This window comes from Nocardiopsis sp. EMB25 (assembly GCF_026797795.1).
Taxonomy (GTDB): domain Bacteria; phylum Actinomycetota; class Actinomycetes; order Streptosporangiales; family Streptosporangiaceae; genus Nocardiopsis; species Nocardiopsis lucentensis.
The window spans coordinates 574,758-600,496 of record NZ_JAMTDN010000001.1; the positions used below are offsets into that span (position 1 = coordinate 574,758).

The following is a 25,739-nucleotide window of genomic DNA, read 5'->3' on the forward strand; positions in this document are numbered from 1 at the left end:
GCGCGCGGACCCTTTCGAGGCCCGTCCGCGAGCCCGCCGGAGGCGGCTAACCGACCGGTGCCCGCGCCGGCGTCCAGCCGATCGCGGCCCCGGTCCCGGACGTGTGCCCGAACGCGAACTCCTGGTCCGCGTCGGCGGTGCCGATCAGCGCGTGGACGGCCCGGGTGAGGCGGTCGACGTCGAACCGGTCGCCGGGTTGCAGCGGCACCCCGACGTCCTCCCGGGCGCTCGCGGCGGCACCCAACAGCCGCGCGGCGAGCACACCGTCCCCCTCGGCGGCGGCCACGCCCGCCAACCCCTCCAGGGAGAAGGCCACCGCGCGGGGATCATCACTCTGGCGGGCGTATTCCAGCCCCTCGGCGTGCCGCTCCCGCGCCGCCCGCAGGTCCCCGCGCATCTCGGCGCAGAATCCCAGTTCGGCCAGGATGAAGGCCAGTCCCGGCCGGTAGCCGTCCTCCCGGTGGCTGGCCAGGACCGCGGAGAAGTGCTCCTCCGCCTCGTCGACGCGCCCGCGTCGTCGCGCGCTCAACCCCAGACCCGCGCGGGCGAACCGCGCCCGATCCGCCAGACCCTGCTCGGTGGCCACGGCGATGGCGCGGCGGTTGGCCTCGTCCGACGCGTCGAGATCGCCGTTGAGCAGGTGGACGCGTGCGATTCGGGTGTGCTCCTCGACCACCGACGGCCACAGGCCGATCCGCTCCGCCTGGTCCAGCGCGTCGCGGTGCAGCCGCGCCGCCTCCGCGTAGTCGCCCTCGATCCCGGCCAGCACACCGAGCAGGTTGCCCGCGCGTACCCGTCCCCAGGGTTCACCCAGCTCCTCGAACAGCGACAGGCTTGTGCGCCCGTCGCGCCCGGCCTCGGCCAACTCACTGCGCCGCAGCGCCCGCCAACCGCGCATGTGCAGGGCGAAGGCCCGCCACCACTGGTCCGACCGGGCCTCGAACACCGCCAGGGCCTCCTCCAGCACCGTGTCGGGCAGGTCCAGGCGCGACCCCTCCGTCTCGGCCGTGCGCGTCATGAAGACCAACACCACGCGGGCACGGGCGAGCGCGGCGGGGTCCGGCATCCGCGCCGCCAGGTCCAGCGCGGCCCGTGCCGTCTCCAGGGCCGCGGGGGAGTGGACGTCGGCGAAGGACAGGGCGGCGTGCCAGAGCAGGGCCACGGCGCGTTCCTCGTCGGTGCCGCCACCCGGAGTCGCCAGGGCCAGGGACAACAACCGGTGGCCCTCCCGGTAACGCCCGCGCAGGTACCAGTACCACCCGAGGGAGCCGGTGATGCGCAGCGCCGGGCCCGCCTCACCCTGCTCGGCGGCCCACTCCACGGAGGCGCGCAGGTTGGCCGTCTCCTGGTCCAGCCACTCCAGACATTCCCCCTGGTCGCCACCGGAGCCGAAGAGCCGGGGCTCGAACTCCGCGGCCGCCCCGGCAAGGTGGGTCGCCAGCGCCCGCAGGGCGGAGGTCTCCTCTCCCGCCTCGACCAGTCGCTCCCGGGCGAAGACCCGGATGGTCTCCAGGAGCCGGTACCGCGCACCCCGCCGACCCTGTTCAGCCACGACCAGCGACCGGTCCACGAGCGAGGCGAGCACTCCGACGACGGCCGGGCGTGCGACGGCGGGGGTGCCCTCCTGGGGGAGTCCGGCGATCGCCTCCGCCCTGACCAGGTCGAATGGTCCGGCGTGGACCGACAGGCGGCGCAGGACGGCGCGTTCGTCGGCGCTGAGCAGTCGCCAGCTCCAGTCCACCACGGCGTGCAGTGTGCGCTGCCGTTCGTGGCGGCCCGAGCCTGTGCCGCCCAGGATCTGGAAGCGGTCATTCAGGCGGGCGGCCAGTTCGTGCACGCCCAGAGAGCGCACCCGCGCGGCGGCCAGCTCCAGGGCCAACGGCAGACCGTCCAGGTGCCAGCAGATCGCGGCGACCGCGGCGGCGTTGTCCTCCGCCACGGCGAAGCCGGGCAGGGAGGCGGCCACACGCTGGGAGAACAGCTCGACCGCCGCCGACTCGGCCAGAGCCTCACGGGTGGCCGCCCGGGGCACGGGCAGCGGTCGAACCTGGTGCAGACGCTCACCGGGAACCCCCAGGGGCTCGCGGCTGGTGGTCAGGATCCGCAGGTCGGGGGCCGAGCGCAGCAGTTGGGCCACCAGCTCGGCGACGGGGCCGATCACGTGCTCGCAGTTGTCGAGGACCAGCAGGCCGGAGCCCAGGCAGCGACCGAGACGGAGTGCTGAGGAGTGTCGGCCGGGGGAGCATCCCTCGTCGGACAGACCGACGGCGGTCGCGATCTCCTCGGCGATGCCGTGGACCGTCGTGGCACCGGTGTCCCTGCCCCCGAGCTCGACGAACCACACCCCGGAGGGGGCGAGACCGGGGACGGCGGCCAGTGCGAGCGTGGTCTTGCCGACTCCTCCCGGGCCGATGAGGGTGACCAGGCGGAACCGTTCCACGTCGCCGCGGATCCGTTCGACGGACTCCTTCCGGCCGATGACCTCGGTGAGCGGGGCGGGGACGTTTCCCGGCCACCGGGGCGGCGGCGCCTCCCTCCCCGCGTGCCTGTTCTCCCCTTCGACCGGCCGGGGGCGCGCGACCGGTTCCCTCCGGGGTCGCCCGGCGTCGGGGCGGGCGAGTGCCGGGGCCTGGGCGAGGATGTCCTGGTGCAGCCGGACCAGTTCCGGACCGGGGTCCACCCCCACCTCCTCGGAGAGCAGGTCACGCATCCGCCGATAGCTCTCCAGGGCCTCGGACTGCCGACCGGCCCGGTACAGAGCCAGCATGTGGGCGGCGCGCAGCCGCTCCCGCAGCGGCTCGCGGTCGACCAGGTCGTCGAGTTCGGGGACCAGGGAGGAGCCCTCGCCCAGGTCGAGCCGGGCGCGGAGACGGTCCTCCACCGCCGACAGCCGCATCTCCTCCCACCGGGTGACGGCGGGCCGGGTGAACGGGGCGTCCGCGTGGTCGGCCAGGGCCGGGCCGCGCCACAGCGCGAGAGCCCGGCCCAGGACGTCCGCCGTCTCTGCGGGAGCGGCCCCACGCGCCCGCGCCACCAGGTCCTCGAACCGGCCCGCGTCCACCCGCTCGGCGTCGACCCGGAGCCGGTACCCGGACGGGCCGGACTCCACCCGGGACCGGTACCCGGGCTCGGCGCCCTCCAGGGCGCGCCGCAGCCGTGACACCGTGGTCTGGAGGGCGGCGGCCGGGTCGGGCGGCGGCTCCTGCCACAGGTCCGCGCCCAGCCGGTCGGCGGAGACCCAGACTTCCCGGTGGACGAGCAGGTGGGCCAGAAGGGAGCGCACCTTGGCTCCGGGGACGTTGACGGGTTCGTCCTCGTCGGTCCATACCGCCAGCTGTCCCAACACGCCGAATCGCATGTGCAGCAGCCTATCCGGACGAAGCGGTCATGTCCGGCGAACGTGCTGTCCGCGGACGGGCAGCGGACGGACAGCCGACGGCAAGGGGACGGCGAGCACCCCCTCCTACGGTGGTGCACATCCACCAGGGGCAGCGCCCCCAACACCACTCGGAGAAGACATGAGCGACCTGTTCACACCCGTCACCGTCGGCCGCGACGAGCTTCCCAACCGCCTCTTCATGGCCCCGATGACCCGCGCCCGGGCGGACGAGAACGGCCTGGTCGACGACACGGTGGCCGAGTACTACGCCCAGCGCGCCTCCGCCGGTCTGATCATCACCGAGGGCGTCCAGCCGAGCGTGCGCGGCCAGGGCTACATCAACACCCCCGGCCTGCACTCCGCCGAGCAGGTCGAGGCGTGGAAGAGGGTCACCGACGCCGTGCACGCCAAGGGCGGCCACATCTACGCGCAGATCATGCACGCGGGCCGTATCGGCCACCCCAGCCTGTACCCCGACGGGGGCCTGCCCGTCGCCCCCTCCGCGATCGCCTCCGGTGAGTCCCTGTTCGACGGCTCCGGTCTGCTCCCCCACCCGGTCCCGCGGGAGATGACCTCCGCCGACATCGCCGAGGCCCGGGACGACTTCGCCTCCGCCGCCCGCAACGCGATCACCGCCGGGTTCGACGGTGTGGAGCTGCACGGGGCCAACGGCTACCTCATCCACCAGTTCCTCGCCGACGGCGCCAACCAGCGCACCGACGAGTACGGCGGCAGCGCGCAGGGCCGGGCCCGGTTCGCGGCCGAGGTCGTCGCGGCCGTCGCCGACACCATCGGCGCCGAGCGCACCGCCCTGCGGGTCTCCCCCGGGAACACCTTCAACGGCATGACCGAGACCGACTCGCTCGGCCAGCACCTGGCGCTCCTGGAGGCCATCCCGAACCAGTCCGAGCTGGCGTTCCTGCACGTCGTGGGGATGGGTCCGCGTGAGCACGCCGAGCGCCTGCGCAAGGAGTGGGCGGGCGCCTTCGTCTACAACCCGGCCGCGGGCACGGACACGGCCGCCGCGTCCGCGGTGCTGGAGGAGGGGCTGGCCGACGCGGTGGCCCTGGGCACCGCCTGGCTCGCCAACCCCGACCTGGACGCCCGGATCAAGGCGGGAGGACCCCTCAACGAGCCCGACTCCACCACCTTCTACGGCGGCGACCACCGCGGCTACACCGACTACCCGACGCTTGGCGCCTGAACACGGAACACCGGGTGACGGGAAGGCGCGGTGGCGCCCGGTTCGACCGGGCGCCACCGCGCCGCGTCAGGGGGCGGTCACCCCTTGGCGCCGTCGACGGCCTCCGGGCCCTCACCCCGGTAGGCCGCACCGGCCTGGTCGGTGTACTTGGCCTCGCCCGGACCGGCGCTGCCGATCTCGGTGGCGTCGATGTCGGCCGGGGTGGCCTTGGCGGGCCCCCGTCCGACCACGTTGAAGCAGATGTTGAGCAGCACCGACACCAGGGCGGCGCCGATGATGCCGGAGTGGGCGATCATCTCCACGGACTCGGGCAGGAAGGCGTAGAAGGTCGGGTAGGCGAGCGGGATGACCGCCACGCCCATGGACGTCGCGACCAGCACCAGGTTGAGGTTGTTGGTGAAGTCGACCTTGCCGAGGGTCTTGACGCCGCTGGCGGCCACGCTGCCGAAGAGCACGAGTCCGGCACCGCCCAGGACGGGGGTGGGCAGCGCGGCCATCACACCGCCCAGGACCGGGAACAGGCCGAGCGCCAGCAGGATGACGCCGCCCGTGGCCACGACGAATCGGCTGCGGATGCCCGTCAGCGCCAGCAGCCCGATGTTCTGGGCGAAGGAGCTGGTGGGCGTGGCACTGAAGACGGGGCCGATGATCGAACCACTGACGTCGGCGCGCAGACCGGCGGAGATGCGCTTGGCGTCCACCTTCGACCCGGTGATCTCGCCGACCGCGATGATGTGCGAGGCGCCCTCGGTCAGGACCACCAGCATGATGACGCACATGGTGAGGACGGCGGCGAGCTCGAAGCGGGGCGCGCCGAAGTAGAAGACCGAGGCGGGGTTGAAGACGATGTCGGCCTCGCCGACCCGGCTGAAGTCGGCCATGCCGAACGGCACCGCCACCAGCGTGCCCGCGACCAGGCCGAGGAGCACGGACAGGCGTCCCCAGATGCCTGGGAGCACGCGGGAACAGACGAGGATGATCGCCAGGGTGACCCCGGCGAGCGCGAGATTGGCCAGCGGGGCGGCGGCCACCGTCGACCCGTCCTCCATGGTCCGGGTGCCCCCGTCCATGATCCAGCGGGCGGCGACCGGCATCAGGCTGACCCCGATGACGGTGATGATCGTGCCGGTGACGATCGGGGGGAAGAAACGGATCAGCTGCCCGAAGAACGGCGTCATGACCAGGGCGAAGACCCCGGCGGCCATCGAGGCGCCGAAGGCCACGGGCAGGTTCTCCCCGTTCGACCCGGCCGCCAGGGAGGTGATGGCGCTGACCGGGACGAAGGAGCAGGCGACCACGATCGGCATCTGCGCGCCGACGCGCCTGTGCCCGACCGTCTGGAGGAGGGTGGCGATCCCCGCTGCCAGGAGCGCGCCGCTGACGAGGATGCCCATGGCGGCGGGCTCGTTCGCGAGTCCAGCGGCGGCGCCGATGACCAGGGCCGGTGCCACCGCACCGGCGTACATGGTGAAGATGTGCTGCAACGCGTAGACGATCTGCAACCGCAGCGGAAGCTTCTCGTCCTCGGCGCGGAGGGGGGTTGAGGCGTTCGTTGTGGCCGAGTCCTTCGCGGACGGACTGTTCGACATGGCCAGTTTCCAGCCTTTGCGATTGTTGGCCACCGGCGGGGGTGGCCGCTCTCTCGGGCCCGTGGGCCCGGTGATGTCCACCGGTACGGCGGTCCGTGTCCGGGTACGCCGAAGAGCGGTGCGTCAGCCGCGTGCGCGCGCGGCTAGCGAGGCGCCGTCGCCTCGGGCGGTGCTTCCCGCGGTGCGGGGCGGGGACCAGGGCCGGGGCCCGACCGGCTATGAGGGCACGCGTGGCGGACACATACTCTGCCGCCCGACGGGCGGCATCCACCACGTGCGCCCTGACGGGCCCCGGGGCTCGGGCTCCTTACACGAAACCGGGGACGGCCTTCCAGGCGTCACCGGCGTCGGGAGCGTCGTCGCGCTCGACCGTGGCCTCGATCTTGCCGTAGGGGCGGTCGGCGGCGAAGAAGACCTCGTTCGGGTTGTCCAGGCCGAACGGTGACAGGTCCACCAGGAAGTGGTGGTTGTTCGGCATGGAGAACTTGATCTCGGCGACCTCGGGGTGCGCCTCCAGGACGGCCTTGCCCATCTCGTACAGGGTCTGCTGGAGGGCGAGGCTGTGCGTCTCGGCGAACGCCTCCAGGCAGATGGCGCGGATGGAGGAGTAGAGCTTGTCGAACTCCAGGTCGGTGCCGACGTAGCGCCAGCGGGCGGTGACGTCCGTGGCCAGGATCCGGTCGTCCGTCTCCTTGAGGGTGGTGTACTTCGTCTTCGGGTAGCCGTGGAACTCGGACCCGGTGGACTTGAGGACGGTCAGGCCCTCGAAGCCGGATACCACCCACTCCTTGTCGCCGTCCTTGTTGACCACGGTGGTGCGGGTCTCGGCGCCGCTGCGGGAGAAGGCGTGGTCGTGCGGTCCGTGCGAGGTGGCGATGCGGTCCCAGGAGTACTCCTGGATCTCCTGGCGGGCGCCGTACACGTAGTCGTGCTCGTCGACGAAGTGGCGCGCCAGCCTGAGCGCGAAGTCCTCGATGGCGCCGACGCCGCCCCACTCCTTGGCCTTGGCGTAGACCGTGTTCTTCTGGGTGTCGGTCGGCAGGCACTTGCTGTTGTCGCCGACGGTGTGGACGGTCTCCAGGTCCCCGCGCAGCTGCGAGGTGACGTTGACGTCCTTGATCTGGTGGACTGCGGTGTCGCGGTTGACGTGGACGAGGCGGACCTCGGCCTTGCCGTACTGGTTGTCTCCGAGTCGGATACCCATCAGGGCGTACTCCATTTCATGTGTGTACATGAAGTCGTCGTTTCGCGCCGGGCGCCGCGCGCCCGCGCCGTGCGCACGAGGGAGGACCGCTGTGGACATGCGGAAGGACCTGTCACGCACTCGAAGAGGGTCGTGTGCCTAGGACTGTCGGATCTCGGGCGTGTCGCGCTCCCTTCGGTCAGTGTTCCCCGGCGGGCTCGTCGGCCCGCGCCGATCCGGCTAGGAACCCCGGTAGGTCGAGTAGGCGAACGGGCTCAGCAGGAGCGGCACGTGGTAGTGCGCGTCCTCGTCCGCGAGGTCGAAGACGATGGTGACCTCGGGGTAGAAGCCCTTCTGTTCGGTGGCCGCGAAGTAGGCCGCGGTGTCGAAGACGACGCGGTAGTACCCGGCGGAGAGCTGCTCGGGCCCCAGGTCGGGTACGCGCCCGTCGTCGTTGGTGCGGCCCTCGGCGACCGTCTTCCAGGAGGTGCGCTCCGCGTCGGTGGCGGCCTCCAGACGGACCGGGACGTCACGGGCGGGCCGGCCCAGCGACGCGTCGAGGATGTGTGTGGTCACGTGGCTCATGCGGCGTCCAGGAGTTTCTCGAGTCGGAGTCCGGAGATCTTGCGGAGTTCCTCCGCGACCACCCGCAGTTCGCCGGGAAGGTCGTTGTCGAGGCGTCCGACCAGGTCGGCCAGGAGTTCACGGCTGGACCGGCCGCTGGCGCAGACCAGGTAGATCTGGCCGAACCGGCCCTCGTACTCGCCCTGGGCGAACTCGAAGATCCGCTGGACACGCAGTGAGGCGTCGTCGGAGTCGGCGGCGAACGCGGACTGCTCACCGCGCGACCAGCGCGCCTCGGTTCCCTTCCCCCGGGCCTTCTCCCCGATGCGCGGGTGGCGGGCCAGCGCGGAGGCGACCTCGTCTTCCGTGATCTCCCGCGCGTGCTTGTCGGCGAGTTCGATGAGGGTGCGCCGGTCGGTGTAGGGCGCCTGCTCGGCCACGGCGTCGACCCAGCGGTCGATGTCGAGGCACTGGGCGAGCTCGACGCGCAGATCCGCCCGTGACAGGGCGTTCAGGCGCGCCAGACCCGGATCGGTGGCCCCGTCCGGCTCTCGCGCGTTGGTCTCGGGCATCTGTTCTCTCCCCTGTCCGGTGGCTGCGGTGACTCCCGTGAGGGGTCCCTACCCGCTCACGTCACTTGGATGTTCCCACAGATCCACCGGGTGTTTTTCGTAGTGCAGAGGGATGTTTCCGTATGGCGGATGGAGGGACTCTAACTCCAGACCGTGTGATCTTGTCAACACTGGCAAGGGGTGATTGTCGAAAAAGTCCGATTTTCGTGCGCTCGCACGAAGATCAGGCGATCTTCCCGGTGGGGCGAGCGGGATGGGTGGTGCGGGAGGGGGTCGGGGGCGTTCTCCGGGCGGGTTCTCGGTGGCCGGGTTCGCGTCCGGTGGTTGACAAGGTCACGCCAGGGCCGCACACTCAGACTATTCCTTCAAGCGAAAACTACTTTCCGCAATGCGGAACACAAGGTGACGGAGGCCAGGCATGAGCCACGCGTTGGGCTACACGGTGAACTGCTCGCTGCTGTTCACCGAGCTCCCCATCAACGAACGCCCCAAGGCCGCGCGCGACGCGGGCTTCCACGCGGTGGAGTTCTGGTGGCCGTTCGAGAGCGCGACGCCCGCGCAGGACGAGATCGACGCCTTCGTCTCCGCGATCGACGACGCCGGCGTTCGGCTGAGCGGCCTCAACTTCTTCGCCGGGGCCCTGCCCGGCCCGGACCGCGGCGTCCTGTCCCAGCCCTCCCGCAGCGACGAGTTCAAGGCCAACATCGAGGTCGTCGCGCGCATCGCCGAGCGGACCGGCACCACGGGCTTCAACGCCCTCTACGGGCTGCGCCAGGAGGGCGTCGACCCGGCCGAGCAGGACCGCCTGGCCCTGGAGAACACGGTCGCGGCGGCCCACGGCGTGGCCAAGGTCGGCGGGACCGTCCTCGTCGAGCCGATCAGCGGCTCCGAGGACTACCCGCTCAAGACGGCCGCCGACGCCCTCGCGTTCATCGCCAAGGTGAAGGAGGCCGGGGCCGCCAACGTCGCGCTCCTCGCCGACTTCTTCCACCTGGCGGTCAACGGCGACGACGTGGCCGCGGTCGTGCGCGACCACGCCGCCGAGTTCGGCCACATCCAGATCGCCGACGCGCCCGGCCGCGGTGAGCCCGGCACCGGTTCGCTGCCCCTCGACGAACTCCTCACCGACGCCGAGGCCCGCGGCTACCGCGGCCTGGTCGGCCTGGAGTACAAGCCGACCGTGCCCTCCGCGGAGAGCTTCGGCTGGCTCAAGCGCTGACCAGCGCGTCCCAGACGGGCGGTCACCAGCCCACGGTGACCGCCGGCGGGCCGTCCGCCCCGTACGCCCTCGGGGCGGGCGGCCCCACCCAGCTCGCTTTCGACCCACCCGCCAACGACAGCCACGAAAGGGGCGGACATGCCCGCCAACAGCAACATCGCCTTCATCGGACTCGGCATCATGGGTCTGCCCATGGCCACCAACCTGGTCAAGGCCGGGTACAGCGTCACCGGCTACAACCTCGACCAGGCCGCCATCGACAAGCTCGTGGCGGGTGGCGGTAAGGGCGCGGCCAGCATCGCCGAGGCCGTCGCCGGCGCCGACGTCGTCATCACGATGGTCCCGGACTCCCCGCAGGTGGAGGAGGTCCTGGTCGGCGAGGGCGGCGTCTACGACAACGCCAAGGCCGGCGCCCTGGTCATCGACATGAGCAGCATCCGCCCGGACGTGACCCGCACCCTCGCCGAGACCGGCGCCGAGCGCGGCTTCCGCGTCCTGGACGCACCCGTCTCCGGCGGTGAGGCGGGCGCCATCGAGGCCAAGCTGTCCATCATGGTCGGCGGCGGCCAGGAGGACTTCGACACGGCCAAGCCGATCTTCGACGTCCTGGGCACCACCCCGGTCCTGGTCGGCCCCAACGGCGCCGGTCAGACCGTCAAGGCCGCCAACCAGCTCATCGTCGCGGGCAACATCCAGCTCGTGGCCGAGGCGCTCGTCTTCCTGGAGGCGCACGGCGTCGACACCGAGGCGGGTCTGGAGGTCCTCGGCGGCGGGCTCGCGGGCAGCACCGTCATGGCGCGCAAGGGCGAGGCCATGCGCAAGCGCGAGTTCCAGCCGGGCTTCCGCATCGCCCTGCACGACAAGGACATGAAGATCGTGACCACCGCCGCCCGCGAGGCCGGCGTGGCGATTCCGCTGGGCGCCCAGGTGGCCCAGTTCGTCGGCGCCCTCAAGCACCAGGGCCACGGCGGGCTCGACCACTCCGCGCTGCTGAAGATCGTCGAGCAGCTCTCCGGCCGCACCGAGTAACGGCCACCTGGCAATGGGCTTCCGCCGGCGGTACCGGCCTGCCGTACCCACGTCTTACGTGTGATCCGCGTGGCTGACGGCGGCCTCGGGTGTTGGCCGCACCCTGGGTCCCGCCGGCGGAATCCGTCAACCCCCCTAGCACTGAAGGGTTCGCTTCAAATGGTACAGATGCCCGCGATGAACGCTGTCATCGAGGTCCTCAAGGACGAAGGCGTGGACACCGCGTTCGGTTGCCCCGGCGCCGCCATCCTGCCCCTCTACAAGGCGATGGAGGACGTCGGTGGCATCGAGCACCTGACCGTCCGCCACGAGGAGGGCGCCACCCACATGGCGGACGGGTGGTCGCGCACCACCGGCAAGGTGGGTGTGGCCATCGGCACCTCCGGCCCCGCCGGCACCAACATGATCACCGGCCTGTACACGGCGATGGCGGACTCCGTCCCGATCGTCTGCATCACCGGCCAGGCCATGACCTCCCTCCTGGACAAGGAGGGCTTCCAGGCGGTCGACATCGTCGAGATCGCCAAGCCCGTCACCAAGTGGGCCGTGCAGATCAGGGAGGCGGCCACCGCACCCTGGATCTTCCGCGAGGCCTTCCGCGTCGCCCAGGAGGGCCGTCCCGGTCCCGTCCTGGTCGACATCCCGCTGGACGTCGCCAAGCAGGTCATCGAGTACGACCCCGCCATCGACGCCCCGCTGAGGATCAACTCCGTCGAGCCGCACCAGCCGCGCGTCGAGCGCGCCCTGGACATGCTCCTGGCCGCCGAGCGCCCGCTGCTGCTGGCCGGCGGCGGTGTGATCCTGTCCGAGGCCTCCGAGGAGCTCAAGGAACTCGCCGAGTACCTGAACGTCCCCGTCCAGGTCACGCTGATGGGCAAGGGCTCCTTCGACGAGGACAGCCCGCTGTACTCCGGCATGACCGGCGTCCAGACCTCCCAGCGCTACGGCAACGCCTCCTTCCTGGAGTCGGACCTGGTCCTGGCGGTCGGCGCGCGCTTCGGCGACCGCCACACCGGCCAGATCGACGTCTACCGGGGCGACCGCACGTTCATCCACGTCGACATCGAGCCCACCCAGATCGGACGGGTCTTCGAGCCGGACCTGGGCGTGGTCTCCGACGCCAAGCTGTTCCTGTCCGCGCTCCTGGAGGCCGCCAAGGCCCGGGGTAAGAAGGCCGAGGTCCAGCCGTGGGTCGACCGCGTCGGTGAACTCAAGCGGACCATGACCCGCCGCGAGGACTTCGACAGCGTGCCGATCAAGGCGCCGCGCGTCTACAAGGAGATCAACGAGGTCTTCGACGCCGACACCTACTTCGTCACCGCGATCGGCCTCTACCAGATCTGGGGTGGCCAGCACCAGAAGGCCTACAAGCCGCGCCACTACCAGATCTGTGGCCAGGCGGGCCCGCTGGGCTGGGAGATCCCGGCCGCCATCGGCGTCAAGAAGGCGCTCAAGAACACCGAGCCGGACGCCGAGGTCGTCGGCATCGTCGGCGACTACGGCTTCCAGTACATGGTCGAAGAGCTGGCCGTCGCCGCCCAGTACAACGTCCCGTACGTGATCATCATGATCAACAACGAGTACCTGGGCCTCATCCGCCAGGCCTCGATCCCGTACGAGATGAACTACCAGGTCGACATCCACTACGACGAGTTCGGCACCGACAACGTCAAGATCATGGAGGCCTACGGCTGCTCCGGCCGCCGGGTCGCCGACCCGAACGACATCCGGGAGTCCCTGGAGTGGGCGCGCAAGGAGGCCAAGGCCACCTCGCGTCCGGTCCTGGTCGAGATCATGATCGAGCGCGAGGCCAACACGCCGCACGGACCCTCGATCGACGCGGTCAAGGAGTTCGAGCCCCTGCCGCAGGCCTGAGCCTCCAGGGGCCCGTCCCCTCCGGGGAATGAACAGACGGGCGTCGCGGTCGTAGTGAACGGGGTACGGCCGCGACGCCGCCATTCCCAGACGACGCCGCTGTTTCCATTGACGGAGGGGACCAGGTCACGCGACACGTGTCCCAGAATGTGGACGCCGGGTACCAGCATTCCGGAACACTCTGCTAGCGTGACGACCACTATGCTGCGCGAGCTGCTTCTCCTTAGTGGCCGCGGCGGGGGTCGTTAGACGGTCGGCTCCCTCGCCGCGGGACTTCGGCTTGCCCTGGTCGGCCACTGACCTCACGCCAGCACATCCTTCGAGGAGACACCCGATGGTGCCGCAGCAGCAGCCCAGCTCCATGCCCTTCCAGCGTTACCAGCCCTTCAAGCCGGTCGACCTGCCCGACCGCACGTGGCCGTCCAGGACCATCACCGAGGCGCCCCGGTGGCTGTCCACGGACCTGCGCGACGGCAACCAGTCGCTGATCGAGCCGATGGACAACGCGCGCAAGCGCGAGATGTTCGAGCTGCTGGTCAAGATGGGCTACAAGGAGATCGAGGTCGGCTTCCCCGCCGCCAGCCAGACCGACTTCGACTTCGTCCGGTCCCTGATCGAGGACGACCTGATCCCCGACGACGTCCAGATCTCCGTGCTGACCCAGGCCCGCGAGGACCTGATCGAGCGCACCGTACAGAGCCTGGTCGGCGCCAAGCGCTCCACCGTGCACCTGTACAACGCCACCGCCCCGACCTTCCGCCGCGTGGTCTTTCGCGTCGACCGCGACCAGTGCAAGGACATCGCCGTCGAGGGCACCCGGCACGTCATGCGCTTCGCCGAGCAGTACCTGGGCGAGACCGAGTACTTCGGCTACGAGTACTCGCCCGAGATCTTCGTCGACACCGAACTGGACTTCGCCCTGGAGGTCTGCGAGGCGGTCATGGACGTCTGGCGGCCCGGCCCGGGCCGCGAGATCATCCTGAACCTGCCCGCCACGGTCGAGCGCGCCACCCCCAACGTCTACGCGGACCAGATCGAGTGGATGAGCCGCAACCTGACCCGCCGCGAGCACGTGGTGGTGTCGGTCCACCCGCACAACGACCGCGGCACCGGCGTGGCCTCCGCCGAACTGGCCGTCATGGCCGGGGCCGACCGCGTCGAGGGCTGCCTGTTCGGACACGGTGAGCGCACCGGCAACGTCTGCCTGGTCACCCTGGGCCTGAACCTGTTCAGCCAGGGCGTGGACCCCCGGATCGACTTCTCCGACATCGACGAGATCCGCCGCACCGTCGAGCACTGCACCCAGCTGCCCGTGGCCCCGCGCCACCCCTACGGCGGCGACCTGGTCTACACCGCCTTCTCCGGCTCCCACCAGGACGCCATCAAGAAGGGCTTCACCGCTCTGCGGGCCGAGGCCGCCGCGGCCGGCACCCCGGTCGACGAGTACCCGTGGGACGTGCCCTACCTGCCCATCGACCCCAAGGACGTGGGTCGCAACTACGAGGCGGTCATCCGCGTCAACAGCCAGTCCGGCAAGGGCGGCGTCTCCTACATCATGCAGCGCGACCACGCGCTGGACCTGCCGCGCCGCCTGCAGATCGAGTTCTCCCGGGTCATCCAGGAGCACACCGACGCCGAGGGCGGCGAGTTCGCGGGCGAGCGGATCTGGGAGATCTTCTCCGACACCTACCTGGCCGAGTCCGGTCCGGTCGCGGTCCTGGCCCACCGGTCCACCACCGCCGAGGACGGCACGTACCGGATCGAGGCCGACGCCCGCGTCAACGGCGAGATCCGCGAGCTGACCGGCACCGGCAACGGCCCGATCTCGGCGTTCTGCGACGCCCTGACCGACGTCGACGTCAAGGTCCGCGTCATGGACTACGTCGAGCACTCGCTGGGCGGGGACGGCGACGCCCGGGCCGCCGCCTACGTGGAGGCCGAGATCGACGGGAACGTCGTGTGGGGCGTGGGCATCCACAACAGCATCACCACGGCCTCCCTGAAGGCCGTGTGCAGCGCCATCTCCCGCGCCTGACCCACCTTCCGTCCGCCCCGGACACCCGCCGCGCGCGGGTGCGCCGGGGCGGCGGCGTGTCCGGGGCGGCCCCGGTCCGCGGACGGAAAACCCGTGGTGGATGTCGGCCCGCGATGGCAGCATCTCCGGTCATGGCGTACACCCAGATCATCCAGCGAACCCTGAGGGTCCCCCGGCCCACGGGCGCTCCCGGCGACGGCTCCGTCGCCACCCGCCAGCTCGACGCCGCCCTGCTGTCGGCGGGCTTCGGACTCACCGCCGAACTCCGCGCGCACCTGGCCGGACTCGAACCGTACGCCGTCGTCGCGACGGGCCGGATCGTCCTGGGGGCGGTCCGCACGCTGGTCGGCGCGCACGTGGCGCACAACGTGTACTTCCGCGACTTCCCCGAGAACGTCCCCGACACCCTGGAGTTCTGGACCGCGTGCCTGGTCGAGGCGCTCACCGACCCCGGGCGCGGGGGAGCGGTCATCCGGCCCGACGGCCCGGTCAACCTCCTGGACCTACCGAGCTACGGCCGCTACCGGCACACCTACGACGAGCTCGCCGCCGCACGCGACGCCTTCGTCGCCTCGGCCAAGGACCGGTTCACCCTCCTGCACCTGGGCCGCACGCTGGAGGAGGAGACCCGGGCGCTCTACGAGGAGCTGGCGGGCAGCACGGTACCGCTCGGCGAAGACGACCTCGTCCTGCTGGCCCGGCTCGCCTCCGTCTGCGCCGACCAGGAACCGCCGTCGAGCGTCCCGATCCGGGAGAACCGCGCCGTCGTCAACCGGGCCGGAGTCGCGAGCGGTCGGCCGCCGCTGGCCGACACCGTCACCGACGTCCTCCGTCTGGCCTGCGCGTTGTCCGACGGCGACGTCACCCTGGACGAGCCCACCCGGTTCCGTTCCTTCAGCCGCCGTGAACGGCGCGCCCTGCTGAACGCGCTCGACGCGGTGGTGGCCGCGGACCCGACCAAGCTGGGTGACGTGGCGCGCCACCGGGAACCGTTCAAGCGGCTGGCGGAGCGGCTCCACCCGCACGAGTACCCGCGCCTGACCCACGCGCGTGAGGTGTTCGCCGTGGCACGCGGCGACCGCCGCGCGCGCACGTTCGACGCACGGGTCGAGGCCGCCTTCTCCGACGGTGACATCGCCCGCGCGGTCGCCTTTCTGGCGTCGGAGCCGGGCCGGTTCGTGCGGTCCCTGGACCGGATCCTGAGCCGGTCCTCCGCTGAGGAGGCCCGAGCGGTGGCGGCCAGGCTCGACGGGTGCGCCGACCGGGTCGCGCCGCGTGTCCTGGTCTCGGCCCGCGAGCACCTGGCCGCCAGGGCGAAGGGAGGCTCGACCGTGCGCCTGTTCGTCAACCGCAAGGCCCGGACCTGGGTGGAACGCGAACACAGGGAGCCCCTGCCGGCCGACCGGGCTGATCCGGTCATCGCCGTGCTGGACGACGCCGTGGCCCGGCGTCTGCCCCGTTTCGACCGCGTGTTCACGGACGAGGCCGTGCGCACCGTCGCGGTGCCGCGCTCGGGCAAGGGCACGGCCGGAGGAGTGGGGGTGCTGCCGCGTGGATCGGCCATGCCCGTGACCGGTGATCACCTGCGCTTCTTCGTCCACTGGCGTCAAACGGAGCGGCGGACGGACCTGGACCTGTCGGTGCAAAAGCTCGACGCCGACTTCGCCCCGGCCGGGCAGGTCTCGTGGACCAACCTCCGGAGCGACGGCATGGTGCACTCGGGCGACATCGTCAACGCCCCGGAGGGCGCCACCGAGATGATCGACCTGAACCTGGCCGGGGTGGACCCTCGGGTGCGACACGTGGTGCCGCAGGTGCTGCTGTTCTGCGGTGAGGGGTTCACGGAGTTGGCCGAGAGCTTCTTCGGGTTCATGACGCGCGACGGCGAGCAGGACGGCCTGCCCTTCGAACCGAGGACTGTGCGGTTCAAGTCCGACCTGCGCGGATCCTCACGCGTCGCGCTCCCGCTGATGTTCTCCCGGGGCGAGGACGGGCGGTGGACCGCCCGCTGGCTGCACCTGTTCCTGCCGGGGCGAATCGGATTCAACCGGGTGGAGGAGACCGGCGTGTCGGCGAGTGCGATCGCCCGAGCCCTGACCGAACACGAGTCCCGCACCGTGGGCGATCTGCTCGACGCGATGGCGCGCTCCGGCGCCGAGGTGCGGGCGTTCGACGCCGACGGGGTGGCGGAGGAGACGGTGCCGGAGGGACGGCGCTGGGTCTACGTGGGGCTGGAGCGTCCGGACGGACTGCCGGAGGGGACTGAGGTGTTCACCACCAGGGAACTCGGTTCGCTGCTGCCGGACTGACCGCCCGTCCCGGACCCGCGCCGGAAAACCCGGTGCGGACTGTCGGGGCGCCCGGTTAGAGTACGTGACGGCGAGGCCATGTGGGAGCTTCCTTCTCCACCATTGACCTGGCGTCCGCGCCTGGCCCGGCGCCAGCGGCAGCGGACCAGGACAGCCCTCACGCACTCCTCGCCGCCAGTGCCGGGCGGCCATGCGGCGGCTTCCCACCCGGGGGTTCGACCCCCTTCGGTCGGTCAGCCGTCGCGTACTCCGCTCCGGCCGTGTGAGGCCATGCCGGGGCTTCCTTCCCGGCCCCGAAAAGGCCCCTCTCACAGGTTAGTCCCGGCGCTCTCCTCACACCGCGAACGGGCCGCACCCCATGGCGCGGCCCGTTCGTCATGCGCTCGGCTACACCCAGCCGAAGAGCTGGGTCCAGGCGTTGTTGTGCTCGCCCACGCCGATCGCGACGAGACCGCAGTTGAGGATGTTGTCGCGATGGTCCTTGCTGTTCATCCAGGCCTCCATCACCTGCTCGGCGCTGGTCTGGCCCTTGGCGACGTTCTCCGCACCCCACGAGTCGTACCCGTGGCGCTCGGCCCGGTCGCCCGGTCCCTCGCCGTCCGGGTTCACGTGCGCCATGTAGTCGCGGGCGTCCATGTCCTCGCTGTGCTCCTGGGCGGCCGCCGTCAGCTGGTCGTCCACACGCAGCGGGCCGCAACCGGCGTCGGCGCGCTCGGCGTTGACCAACTGGACCACCTGGTCCTCGGCCGGTCCGCTCAGGGGAGCCGACGGGGCGTCGGAGCCGCCGTTCCCGCCGCCACCGCCGCCGGACCCCTCCCGCTCCGCGTCGTCCTCGGAGCCGCCCTGTGTGTCCGAGTCCGCTCCGTCGTCGGAGCCGCCGCTCGCCGAGGGGGCCGTGGCCTGGGCGGTCGCGGTCCCGGCGGACTCGGCCCGCTCGGTCTCCTCCGGTGTCGTGGCCGGGGCCTCGAAGAAGTCGTCGTCGGTCGCCGCGTCGGGGACGGCGGAGTCGTCCGCGACGGCGCTCCCGATCTGCCCGGCGGGTGAGGGGGAGGCGTCGGCCGAACCCGACGGGTCCAGTCGATCGCCCAGGTCGGTGACCAGGAGCGCTCCGGCCAGGGTCAGCCCGACCGGAACCGCGGTCAGCCCCGCCACCAGCGGCAGCGGACTCCGCCGCCCGCCGCGTGCCGGTCCCCGTCCGTGAGCGTTCGCCCTGCGCCTGCCTCGGCGGCCTCGTGCCATGTCGCTCTGTACCTTCCGTGCGGGTGCGGATGGGGGGTGGCCGTGTGTCGTGGGGACGGTCACCGGGGGATCCCCGCGGCCGCGCCCGTGCGTGCGCGGCCGGGTCCTGCGGCTCCGCCTCTCGGGCCCACCCGTGTCCTCTCGTTCGACACCGGGTGCCACTCTCGGGCCTGGGGAGCCCGTCGCGGAGCGCTTAGCGCGTGAGAGTAGAGCAAATGTCTCGAAAAGGGAATTCAAACCGTAATAAAGCTGATCATGTCCGCCCCTTGGCGGGAGGTCGGGCGTCCGGTCGGTCGGTGGCATCCGCGACAATGGGAGGGTGAGTCTCTACCGCGACGAGGGCGTCGTCCTGCGCAACCAGAAACTGGGCGAGGCCGACCGCATCGTCACCCTGCTGACCCGGCGTACCGGACTGGTCCGCGCCGTGGGCAAGGGGGTGCGCCGCACCAAGTCGCGCTTCGGCGCCCGGCTCGAACCGTGCACCCACGTCGACGTGCAGCTCTACACCGGCCGCACCCTGGACGTGATCACCCAGGCCGAGACCGTGCGCTCCTACGGTGAGGCGGTCGTCCACGACTACGCCCGCTACACCGCGGCCACCGCGATGCTGGAGACCGCCGAGAAGGTCGTCGCCGTGGAGAAGGACCCGGCGCTGCGCCAGTTCCTCCTGCTCATCGGCGCCCTCCGGGTCCTGGGCGAGGGAACGCACGACGCCCGGCTGGTGTTGGACGCCTATCTGCTCCGCTCCCTGGCCGTCGCCGGGTACGCCCCGGCCCTGGGGGAGTGCGCCCGCTGCGGGAGCCGGGGCGAGCACCGCGCGTTCGCGGTCCACGCAGGCGGTATGGTCTGCTCGGTGTGCCGTCCCCACGGCGCCGTGCACCCCTCCGTCGAGACGCTCCGCCTGATGACGGCGCTGCTCGAGGGTGACTGGGAGAGCGCGGACGCCAGCGGGGGAGGGCACCGTTCCGAGTGCAGCGGGTTGGTCGCGGCCTACCTACAGTGGCACCTGGAGAACGGAATCCGATCACTGCGGCACGTGGAGCGTTCTTGAGTCTGTTCAGCTTCGACACCGGAAACCGGCGGGAGTACACCCAGCCCGTCCCGCATCCGAGCGGGGCGCGCCCGCCGGAGCTGCCCGCCGACCTGGTGCCCAAGCACGTGGCCGTGGTCATGGACGGCAACGGGCGCTGGGCCAAGGAGCGCGGCCTGCCCCGCACCGAGGGGCACAAGGCCGGGGAGTCCTCCCTCTTCGACGTCATCGAGGGCGCCCTGGAACTGGGTGTCTCCCACCTGTCGGCCTACGCCTTCTCCACGGAGAACTGGAAGCGCTCGCCCGACGAGGTCCGCTTCCTCATGGGCTTCAACCGCGACACCATCCGACGCCGCCGCGACGAGCTGCACGCCCGCGGCGTGCGCGTGAAGTGGGCCGGGCGCTCCGGCCGACTGTGGAAGAGCGTCATCAAGGAGCTCCAGGAAGCCGAGGAGCTGACGCGCGACAACGACCGGCTCACCCTCCAGTTCTGCGTGAACTACGGTGGCCGGGCCGAGATCACCGACGCCGTGCGCGCGCTCGCGCGCAAGGCCGCCGACGGGCGGATCTCCCCGGAGAAGATCAGCGAGGACGCCATCGCGCGCGAGCTGTACGCGCCGGAGGTCCCCGACGTCGACCTGTTCGTACGTTCGTCCGGTGAGCAGCGGACCTCCAACTTCCTCCTCTGGCAGTCCGCCTACGCCGAGTTCGTCTTCCTCGACACGCTCTGGCCCGACTTCGACCGCCGCGACCTGTGGCGCGCCTGCGAGATCTACGCGCGCCGCGACCGCCGCTACGGCGGCGCCGAGCCCAACCCGGTCCCGGGGGAGGCCAGGTGAGCGCGGCGGCGGGCGCGGACGGCGCCCCGCTCGTGCGTCCGGGCATGTCCTACGTCGCGGTGGGCGACAGCTTCACCGAGGGTGTGGGCGACCCCTACCCGGACGGGGTCTTCCGGGGGTGGGCCGACCGCGTGGCCGAGCACCTCGCCGACCACGTGGGTGAGGTGCGCTACGCCAACCTGGCCGTGCGCGGCAAGCTCATGCGCCAGATCGTCACCGACCAGCTGCCCGCCGCCCTGGACATGGCGCCGGACCTGGTCTCGCTGTGCGCGGGCGGCAACGACCTGCTGCGCCCCGGCGGCGACCCCGAGCGCATGGCCCGGGTCCTGGACCACGCCGTGGGCCGGTTGCGCGCGGTCGGAAGCCAGGTCGTGCTCTTCACCGGGGTGAACGTCTCCAACGGCTACATGCGCGGCACCATCGGCCTGTTCGCCCGCTACTACATGAACGTGCGCGCGATCGCCGACGCCCACGGCTGTCTGCTCGTCGACCAGTGGTCGATGCGCGCCCTGACCGACTCCCGCGCCTGGGACGCCGACCGCCTGCACATGTCCCCGGAGGGGCACCGCAGGCTGGCGCTGCGCGTGGCCGAGGTCCTCGGGGTGCCCACCGATCGGCGCTGGGACGAGCCGTGGCCGGAGCGGGAGCCGATCAGCTGGACCCAGGCGCGTCGCGACGACCTGACCTGGGCCCGTGAGTCGCTGGCCCCGTGGATCGGCCGCCGCCTGACCGGGCGGTCCTCCGGGGACGACGTCATCGCCAAACGCCCCGAACTGACGCCGGTCACCCGGGCGACGGCCGGGCGGGCGGAGCACGGTTCGGTGTGACGTCCCCCGCAAAACCGGACAAACCATCAACCTACTGTCGCGTAACCATGGCTCAAAGTTGCATCATCGTGCACCATGAGCGGCTTTGGGAGCAGTGACCTCACGAACAGGGACATCCTGTCCTACGTGGCCCTCGGTGACAGTTTCACCGAGGGCATGAGCGACCCGTACCCGGACAGCGACAGTGTGCCCAACGGCCGCTACCGCGGCTGGGCCGACCGCGTGGCCGAGCACCTCGCCGACCACGTGGGTGAGGTGCGCTACGCCAACCTGGCCGTGCGCGGCAGACTCATCGGCCAGATCCGGTCCGAGCAGGTGCCCCGAGCCGTCGAGATGTCTCCCGACCTGGTGACCCTGTGCGCGGGCGGCAACGACATCATCCGCCCGGGCAGCGACCCCGACCGGGTCGTGCGCGACTTCGAGGCGATGGTGTCCGAGCTCCGCGCCACGGGGGCGCGCGTGGTGGTCTTCACCGGCTTCGACACCAACTGGCAGCCGGTCATGCGCCACCTGCGCGGCAAGATCGCCACCTACAACATGCACATGCGCCACGTGGCGGACCAGTACGGCTGCGACGTCGTGGACGTGTGGAGCATGCGGATCCTCTCCGACGCCCGCGCGTGGAACTGGGACCGTCTCCACCTGTCGTCCGAGGGACACCGCAGGCTGGCGCTGCGCGTGTGCGAGGTGTTGGGCGTGCCGGTGGACGGCGACTGGAACGAGCCCTGGCCCCCGGCCGAGCCGCGCGACTGGCGCACCGCTCGTCAGGAGGACCTGCACTGGGCGCGTGAGTTCCTCATGCCGTGGATCCACCGCCGCCTGACCGGGCGTTCCTCCGGTGACGGTGTGCGTCCCAAGCGGCCCACCCTGGAACCCTGCCGCCGCTCCGACCGGGCGGAGTAGCCCGCCGCGCTCCCGGGATGGGGGAGCGCGGCGGTGTGGCCGGTTCCGGAGAACGGGTCCCCGGTGGACTCGGGCACGGCACCATGCGGTCATGCGATGGCCGCGGACGTGGATTCCGGGCTCGGTGACGGTCGTTCTCGCGGGAGCCTGGGCTCTGCCCGGGTCCTCCCCGGCCTGGGGCTGGGCTTGAACGGGTCGTCCCAGCTGGCCGGGATCGGTTCCCCGGCCGCCGGGTGGCCGCGGCGGCGCCGGCGGCGCTTCCGGAGGCGCTGACGCCCCTGGACGGCGAGCCTCGCGATACCCTGCCGCCGTCCGTGATCTGGACTCCAGCGACGACCTTACGGGGAAGTATGCGTGCACATCCTCGACGACCCGACGGGGCTGTCAGAGCGTGCCCGGGAGCTCTTGGCCCGAACGGCGAGGCGTGATCCCGACCCACGCCCACGGGTGGCCACCGACTTCCTGAGCACACGGGACCGCACGGGGCGGACCGTGCCGGTGCCGATGAGCCTGGTGATCCGCCGGGAGGCGTTCGCGGCCCGCTTCGGCGGACTCCAGTACCACGTCCGTCGTCGAGCCGTGCTGGACGGCGGCGTCCACGAGGTCACGCGCCGGTGGGACCTCAGCCTCGGCGACCGGATGTGGCCCGACGGTCGGGAGTGGTGCTTCGACATCGTTGGAGAGCACGTCTCGTCCCCCGTGGCCTACGTGCTGCGTACCGACCGCCGCGTCGGCGTCGGCTTCGGATACGGCGACCGCTTCCAGGAGATCGCGTCGTCGACCTACCACCTGATCGAACACCACGCCCTGCTGGACCACGTGTCCCACTGGGATCCCTGGCCCGGGCCGCTGGAACCCTGGGCGCCCGGTCCCGACCGTGGCGTGATCGCCGATCACCTACCGGCCCGGATCGAGGGACTCACCGAGGCCGCTGAGGCCTCGGGGCCCTGCAATCGCTGGTTTCTGGGCGCACACGTCGCGGTCCGCGTGGCGCTCGACCACGCCGGCGAGGGACCGCGAATCCGCCGTCTCCACCTCTGGACACGCGGCGAGACCGGCCGCCGCCAGGTTCGGGCGGCACTCACCTGACCCCGGCGCCCAGGTCAGGTCACGCCTTCGAGCAGTCGCCGCAGGTGCCGAACACCTCGACGGTGTGCGTCACCCCGGTGAACCCGTGCTTGGCGCCCACCTCGGCCGCCCACTTCTCCACGGCCGGCCCCTCGATCTCCACCGCCGTGGAGCACTTCCGGCACACCAGGTGGTGGTGGTGCTGTTCGCTGTCGCACGCCCGGTAGACGGCCTCGCCGTCGTCGGTGCGCAGCACGTCCACCTCACCGGAGTCGCTCAGCGCCTGGAGCGCCCGGTAGACGGTGGTCAGGCCGATCTTGGAACCCTCGGCACGCAGGTCCGCGTACAGGTCCTGGGCGCTGCGGAAACCGGTGGACCCGGTCAGCGCCTGGCGGACCGTCTCGCGACGTGTACTCATTGCTTCACCCTCCCCCGATCGGTCTGGGGCATCGTACCGGCCGCGTCGGCCCCCGCGGTTTCACGGGTGTCCGGTGCCCCCTTCCGTGACCGACGGTTGAGGAGACCGCCGACGGCCACCGCGACGCAGAACACCGCCAACGCCAGTATGACGATCGTGGCGCCGGGCGCCAGGTCCGCGTAGAACGCCGTCGTCAGGCCGCCGAGCGAGGAGAACAGACCGATGAGCACGGCCAGTCCCATGGTCACCCGGAAGCTGCGGGTGAGCTGCTGAGCCGCGGCGACCGGGACGATGAGCAGCGCGCTCACCATGAGCACGCCGACCACGCGCATGGCGATGACGACCGTCAGCGCCGCCGTGACCGCGAGCAGGACGCTCAGGAAGCGCACCGGGAGGCCGTGGGCCCTGGCCACCTCCTCGTCCTGGCACAGCACGAACAGTTCGCGGCCGAAGAGCGCCACGACGGCGACCACGCCGACGGCCAGGGCGCCGACGAACCACAGGTCCTGCTCCTCGACCGTGCTCACGGAGCCGAAGAGGTAGGAGGTGAGGGTGGCGTTGCTCGCCCCGGGGGTGAGGTTGATGAGCAGCACGCCACCGGCGATCCCGCCGTAGAACAACAGAGCCAGGGCCACCTCGCCGCTGGCCCGGGTGCGCACCCGCACCAGCTCCATGAGGATGGCGCCCAGGGTCGCCACGACGGCCGCCGTGAGCACGGGGGAGGTACTGGTGAGCAGGCCCAGGGCGACCCCGGTGAGCGCCACGTGGCCGATGCCGTCGCCGAGCAGCGCCAGACGGCGCTGGACGAGGAACGTGCCGATGACCGGTGTGACCAGTCCCACGAGCACGGCGGCGATGAGTGCCCGCCGCATGAACTCGTACTGGAGCAGTTCAGTCACGTCCGGGCACCTCGAGTCGGATCAGGTCCGCGGGCGCGCCGTCCGTGGCGGCCGCCGCGCGCGGGTCGGGGTCGTTGGGGTCGGGGTGGGGGTGCTGGTGCTCGTGGCCGGGCCGGGCGCAGGCGCCGGTCGCCGCGGGGGCGTCCCCGTCGTGGACGACGCGCCCTGAGCCGAGGACGACGGAACGTTCGATGACGTCCTCCAACGGCCCCAGTTCGTGCAGCACCAGGACCACGGTGGACCCCCGGTCGCGCAGGTGGGCGATGGTCCTGGCGAGGGCGATCTGGTTCTCCGCGTCCACACCCGCCATGGGCTCGTCCATGACGAAGGTGTCGGGGCGCCCGGCCAGGGCGCGGGCGATGAGCACCCGCTGCTGCTGTCCGCCGGAGAGCTCGCGTACCGCGTCGCGCGCACGGCCGGCCAGACCGACCGCCTCCAGGGCCTCGTGCACGGCGGCGCGGTCGGAGCGGCTCGGGAAGAGGGACAGGCGGCCGCGCGCGGCGACCTGGCCGGAGGCGACGATCTCGCGCACCGTGGCGGGGACGGCGCCGCCGGCGGTGAGCCGCTGCGGGACGTATCCGATGCGGTGCCAGTCACGAAAGCGGCGCAGAGGTGTGCCGTGCAGGCGGACCTCGCCCGAGGTGAGCGGCACGATGCCGAGCATCGCGCGCATCAGTGTCGACTTGCCCGAGCCGTTGGGGCCCAGCACGGCCGTGGTCCGGCCCGCGGCCACGTCGAGGCTCAGGCCGTCGAGGACGGGGTCGCCGTCGTAGGCGACGCGGGCGTCGACGATCTGGAAGGCGGGTGGAGTCTGGGCTCCGCCCCGTGTGATCTGGTCTGACACGGTTTCAGTATGGAGAAAATGAAAATGATTGTCAAAAAAGAGGGGTGCGCTCGGAGCGTTCGCCGAGGGCGCCCCACCCCACCGGCAGGCTTCCTCGGACGGTGGAGGGCACCAGGTGGTCTCCGACTCAGAACCCGAGCAGTCGGGCCACCGCCAGAACCGCCACGACCACGGCCATGAGCACGCGTGGAGCCCGCTGCCGGGCGTTCAGGGACGGCCACGCCAGGTAGGCCAGCCACAGCAGGAACACCAGGATCAGCAGCAGGCACGGGGCGCCCAGCCACCAGGGGGCCATGAGGCCGGCGATGAACAGCGCGCCCAGCCCCAAGGGGGGCAACCAGCGCGGACACTGGTACAGCCACACGAGGGGCACCGCGCTGCGGCCCTCGATCGCCTGGCGCAGCCGACCGGCGCCGGGGGTCTGGAAGGAGTCGCCGTCGGGGAGGGGGCGGCCGGTGTCGCGGCGCCGTTCTTCACCGTGTTCCGGGGGGACCATCGCCGTGTGTTCCTCGTTCCCGTGGGGGCCTGCGGGCCGGTGCGGCGGCCGGCACTCCGCCCCGCCCGCCACTCCGCGGGGCACGGTGCCCCGACGCCTGTGATACTTCTTCTTCCCGACCCTAGTGCAGGTCCCCGGCGCGGCGCCGGGAACGGGCGCGCTTCCTGGCCGCCGCGCGCCCTCCCGCCGTCCGGCCGCCCGGTCGAACGGCTCGGACC

General features: G+C 71.6%; 21 protein-coding genes. 11 read left to right on the top strand and 10 right to left on the bottom strand.

Going from position 1 to position 25,739, the window contains the following annotated elements:
- Window positions 1-46 precede the first annotated feature (46 nt).
- Window positions 47-3,358 (bottom strand): AfsR/SARP family transcriptional regulator, encoded by a 3,312-nt coding sequence (locus KIK06_RS02370; RefSeq protein ID WP_268641729.1) that lies wholly within the window; start codon window positions 3,356-3,358, stop codon window positions 47-49.
- Between the two features lie 160 nt (window positions 3,359-3,518).
- Between KIK06_RS02370 and KIK06_RS02375 the strand changes: the two genes are divergently transcribed.
- A complete protein-coding gene (locus tag KIK06_RS02375; RefSeq protein WP_268641730.1) occupies window positions 3,519-4,583 on the top strand; it encodes an alkene reductase in 1,065 nt (354 codons plus the stop codon).
- Window positions 4,584-4,660: 77 nt separating this feature from the next.
- On the opposite strand, the gene KIK06_RS02380 is transcribed toward KIK06_RS02375, so the two are convergent.
- The 4 genes from KIK06_RS02380 to KIK06_RS02395 form a co-directional block, all read right to left on the bottom strand.
- Window positions 4,661-6,172 carry a nucleobase:cation symporter-2 family protein gene (locus KIK06_RS02380; RefSeq protein WP_268641732.1) on the bottom strand — a complete coding sequence of 504 codons (1,512 nt, stop codon included), beginning with the start codon at window positions 6,170-6,172 and terminating at the stop codon, window positions 4,661-4,663.
- A 307-nt stretch (window positions 6,173-6,479) separates the two neighbouring features.
- Window positions 6,480-7,376, bottom strand: coding sequence for a factor-independent urate hydroxylase (pucL, locus tag KIK06_RS02385; RefSeq protein ID WP_268645826.1), 897 nt, complete (start codon window positions 7,374-7,376; stop codon window positions 6,480-6,482).
- Between the two features lie 219 nt (window positions 7,377-7,595).
- A complete protein-coding gene (gene uraH, locus KIK06_RS02390; protein WP_017599571.1) occupies window positions 7,596-7,940 on the bottom strand; it encodes a hydroxyisourate hydrolase in 345 nt (114 codons plus the stop codon).
- Window positions 7,937-8,491 carry a 2-oxo-4-hydroxy-4-carboxy-5-ureidoimidazoline decarboxylase gene (locus KIK06_RS02395; protein WP_268641733.1) on the bottom strand — a complete coding sequence of 185 codons (555 nt, stop codon included), beginning with the start codon at window positions 8,489-8,491 and terminating at the stop codon, window positions 7,937-7,939. The genes uraH and KIK06_RS02395 overlap by 4 nt, the downstream gene beginning before the upstream one ends.
- A gap of 418 nt (window positions 8,492-8,909) precedes the next feature.
- Between KIK06_RS02395 and KIK06_RS02400 the strand changes: the two genes are divergently transcribed.
- The 5 genes from KIK06_RS02400 to KIK06_RS02420 all read left to right on the top strand — a co-directional run bounded on the left by KIK06_RS02400 (window position 8,910) and on the right by KIK06_RS02420 (window position 16,958).
- On the top strand, window positions 8,910-9,710 hold the full coding sequence (locus tag KIK06_RS02400) for a hydroxypyruvate isomerase family protein (RefSeq protein WP_268641734.1): 801 nt from the start codon (window positions 8,910-8,912) through the stop codon (window positions 9,708-9,710).
- A 138-nt stretch (window positions 9,711-9,848) separates the two neighbouring features.
- On the top strand, window positions 9,849-10,739 hold the full coding sequence (locus KIK06_RS02405; RefSeq protein WP_017599574.1) for a 2-hydroxy-3-oxopropionate reductase: 891 nt from the start codon (window positions 9,849-9,851) through the stop codon (window positions 10,737-10,739).
- Between the two features lie 159 nt (window positions 10,740-10,898).
- Window positions 10,899-12,614: a glyoxylate carboligase gene (gcl, locus tag KIK06_RS02410; RefSeq protein ID WP_268641735.1), complete on the top strand. Its 1,716-nt coding sequence runs from the start codon at window positions 10,899-10,901 to the stop codon at window positions 12,612-12,614.
- A 334-nt stretch (window positions 12,615-12,948) separates the two neighbouring features.
- Window positions 12,949-14,649, top strand: coding sequence for a 2-isopropylmalate synthase (leuA, locus tag KIK06_RS02415; RefSeq protein ID WP_268641737.1), 1,701 nt, complete (start codon window positions 12,949-12,951; stop codon window positions 14,647-14,649).
- A 113-nt stretch (window positions 14,650-14,762) separates the two neighbouring features.
- Window positions 14,763-16,958, top strand: coding sequence for a TerD family protein (locus tag KIK06_RS02420; RefSeq protein ID WP_268641738.1), 2,196 nt, complete (start codon window positions 14,763-14,765; stop codon window positions 16,956-16,958).
- A 387-nt stretch (window positions 16,959-17,345) separates the two neighbouring features.
- Here KIK06_RS02420 and KIK06_RS02425 read toward each other — a convergent pair whose 3' ends face one another.
- Window positions 17,346-18,110, bottom strand: coding sequence for a CAP domain-containing protein (locus tag KIK06_RS02425; RefSeq protein WP_268641739.1), 765 nt, complete (start codon window positions 18,108-18,110; stop codon window positions 17,346-17,348).
- Window positions 18,111-18,516: 406 nt separating this feature from the next.
- On the opposite strand from KIK06_RS02425, the gene recO reads away from it, so the two are divergent.
- The 5 genes from recO (at window position 18,517) to KIK06_RS02450 (ending at window position 22,885) form a co-directional block, all read left to right on the top strand.
- A complete protein-coding gene (gene recO / locus KIK06_RS02430) occupies window positions 18,517-19,248 on the top strand; it encodes a DNA repair protein RecO (protein WP_017599579.1) in 732 nt (243 codons plus the stop codon).
- The gene (locus tag KIK06_RS02435) at window positions 19,245-20,066 is read left to right on the top strand and encodes an isoprenyl transferase (RefSeq protein WP_017599580.1); all 822 of its coding nucleotides are present in this window, start codon (window positions 19,245-19,247) and stop codon (window positions 20,064-20,066) included. Before recO ends, KIK06_RS02435 begins: the two co-directional genes overlap by 4 nt.
- Before the next feature lie 44 nt (window positions 20,067-20,110).
- Window positions 20,111-20,893: an SGNH/GDSL hydrolase family protein gene (locus KIK06_RS02440; RefSeq protein WP_268645827.1), complete on the top strand. Its 783-nt coding sequence runs from the start codon at window positions 20,111-20,113 to the stop codon at window positions 20,891-20,893.
- Window positions 20,894-20,968: 75 nt separating this feature from the next.
- On the top strand, window positions 20,969-21,796 hold the full coding sequence (locus KIK06_RS02445) for an SGNH/GDSL hydrolase family protein (RefSeq protein WP_268641740.1): 828 nt from the start codon (window positions 20,969-20,971) through the stop codon (window positions 21,794-21,796).
- Between the two features lie 504 nt (window positions 21,797-22,300).
- Complete coding sequence (locus KIK06_RS02450) at window positions 22,301-22,885, top strand: hypothetical protein (RefSeq protein WP_268641741.1); 585 nt, start codon at window positions 22,301-22,303, stop codon at window positions 22,883-22,885.
- A gap of 19 nt (window positions 22,886-22,904) precedes the next feature.
- On the opposite strand, the gene KIK06_RS02455 is transcribed toward KIK06_RS02450, so the two are convergent.
- The 4 genes from KIK06_RS02455 to KIK06_RS02470 form a co-directional block, all read right to left on the bottom strand.
- On the bottom strand, window positions 22,905-23,282 hold the full coding sequence (locus KIK06_RS02455) for a Fur family transcriptional regulator (protein ID WP_017599584.1): 378 nt from the start codon (window positions 23,280-23,282) through the stop codon (window positions 22,905-22,907).
- A complete protein-coding gene (locus tag KIK06_RS02460) occupies window positions 23,279-24,181 on the bottom strand; it encodes a metal ABC transporter permease (protein ID WP_268641742.1) in 903 nt (300 codons plus the stop codon). Before KIK06_RS02460 ends, KIK06_RS02455 begins: the two co-directional genes overlap by 4 nt.
- Window positions 24,174-25,025: a metal ABC transporter ATP-binding protein gene (locus KIK06_RS02465; protein ID WP_268641743.1), complete on the bottom strand. Its 852-nt coding sequence runs from the start codon at window positions 25,023-25,025 to the stop codon at window positions 24,174-24,176. Before KIK06_RS02465 ends, KIK06_RS02460 begins: the two co-directional genes overlap by 8 nt.
- Window positions 25,026-25,152: 127 nt before the next feature.
- A complete protein-coding gene (locus KIK06_RS02470) occupies window positions 25,153-25,521 on the bottom strand; it encodes a DUF6703 family protein (RefSeq protein WP_017599587.1) in 369 nt (122 codons plus the stop codon).
- Between the last annotated feature and the right edge of the window lie 218 nt (window positions 25,522-25,739).